The 1,590-nt window shown below is 59.9% G+C and carries 1 protein-coding gene; it reads right to left on the bottom strand.

Features of this window, described 5'->3' with window-relative positions; genetic code table 11:
- Window positions 1-155 precede the first annotated feature (155 nt).
- Window positions 156-863 carry a helix-turn-helix transcriptional regulator gene (locus P3T21_RS38365; RefSeq protein WP_429261051.1) on the bottom strand — a complete coding sequence of 236 codons (708 nt, stop codon included), beginning with the start codon at window positions 861-863 and terminating at the stop codon, window positions 156-158.
- Window positions 864-1,590: the final 727 nt, after the last annotated feature.

Here is a 1,590-nt window from a genome sequence, read left to right as displayed (position 1 = left end):
AATCGTGACGTCCGGGGTCTGGAGCATCGAGCTCCTGAGAACGGGCGTGCTCGGCAGTCGGAAATAGCGGGCGGCATCGTTGCCGTAAGGTGTGGACATCGTCGTCCTGCTGGTTGACATGGGTGAGAGCAGCCTGACCGGTCGCGTCCGACCGCTTAACGTAACGGCGTGCGGATTGGCGGACGTCCGCGTGGTGTGGTCGCGCCGATGCTCGCTCTTGTCTGCCGCGATTGTGCGGGTATTCGTCTTGACGCTTGCCAGGCACGCGGTGTGGTGCCGGTCAGCTTGACAAATACACGAGTCAAATGACTCTGATTCGAGAATCCGCAAGCGGTAGCGATTTCACTCAGCGAGCCATTGTTTCGTACGAGTAGCTGCTTTGCGTGATCCACACGCCGCCGCTGCAGCCAGCGCTTCGGTGTCTCGCCTGTCGCCCGCTTGAGCGCACGCGACAGGTGCGCGACGGTCAGCGTTGATGCCGCGGCAAGATCGGCCAGCGAAAGTGATACGCACAGGTGCGCATCGACGTGTTCGAGTAATGACTGGTACTGGCGTGCCGTCATCCCGCGGGTGCGGTGCTCGAACGAGCGAGCCGTATTGCCGGGTTCCGCGGCGTAGGCGCAGATCGCAATCAGCAATCCGTGCACCACATCCGTCGTCATCGCATGCGGACGGGCGAGCGCATCACGCAGCAGCGCGCCGAACTCGATCGAGACGGCGTCGCCGGTCGTCAGCTCGTCTATCAGAATCCCGAGATTTCGCGCGCATGCGGGCTCCGGTTGCCATGCGCCTTGACTCTTCGGGAGTTGGGCAAGGAGCGCTGCTGCTAGTGCTGCGCGTCGGGATAGGTCAAGTGTCGACATGCGGACCATCGGGTGGTGACGTCGGACGCGGTTGCGCACCAGCTAGGGCCATGGCGGCTGGCCTTGATGCGAACACGCGTCGAGCTAAACAGTTGTCTCGACCTGAGAACGCAGCGATCTGTTGCACGCTATGACTTCTCCCGCGATGCACGAAGAATCGATCTTATGAGGATCGGTTCGCACGTCCAATCGGCGACGGCGGAAGGTCGTTTCAGGAAGCGCTGATCTTACCGTCAGGATTTCCTGAACCTGAAGAAGCGACAAAAGGAATCCGTCTTTTATATTCGCTGGTCGGCGCGATACCGATTGCGGATAGATCATCCGGCGGCTTAAGCGGTACTGTGCGAACCGCAGCGTGAGCACGCAGAACCCGAGCGGGCTGCAGACTCTGCCGCGTAAACTCATCCGAGGCACATAGGGTACGGCTTGACGGCATGACCAGTTGCCGCGACGGTCACGCGAGTGAGTGATTCCTGTATTAGGTATTTTTGCGGGGGAGTAGTGCCATCCATACGATTTGCTAACGGATGTTGGCATTGGCGAGCACTGCCATCACGCCAGCCTTACGTGAATACGATAAGTATAAGTACCGGAAGGGCTGTTGAACAGTTTTGCATGGCTTGCACCCGCCCTTCTTTTCGCTAACGGAGTCCTTGGCCCGCCTGCTACCGGGCCGACGCTGCTCGCATTCAATATGGCGCAACGGTCGCGCAAGTGATGCCCCTAA

The organism is Paraburkholderia sp. GAS334 (assembly GCF_050436625.1).
GTDB lineage: Bacteria > Pseudomonadota > Gammaproteobacteria > Burkholderiales > Burkholderiaceae > Paraburkholderia.
This window is presented reverse-complemented; position numbering and strand designations above follow the sequence as displayed.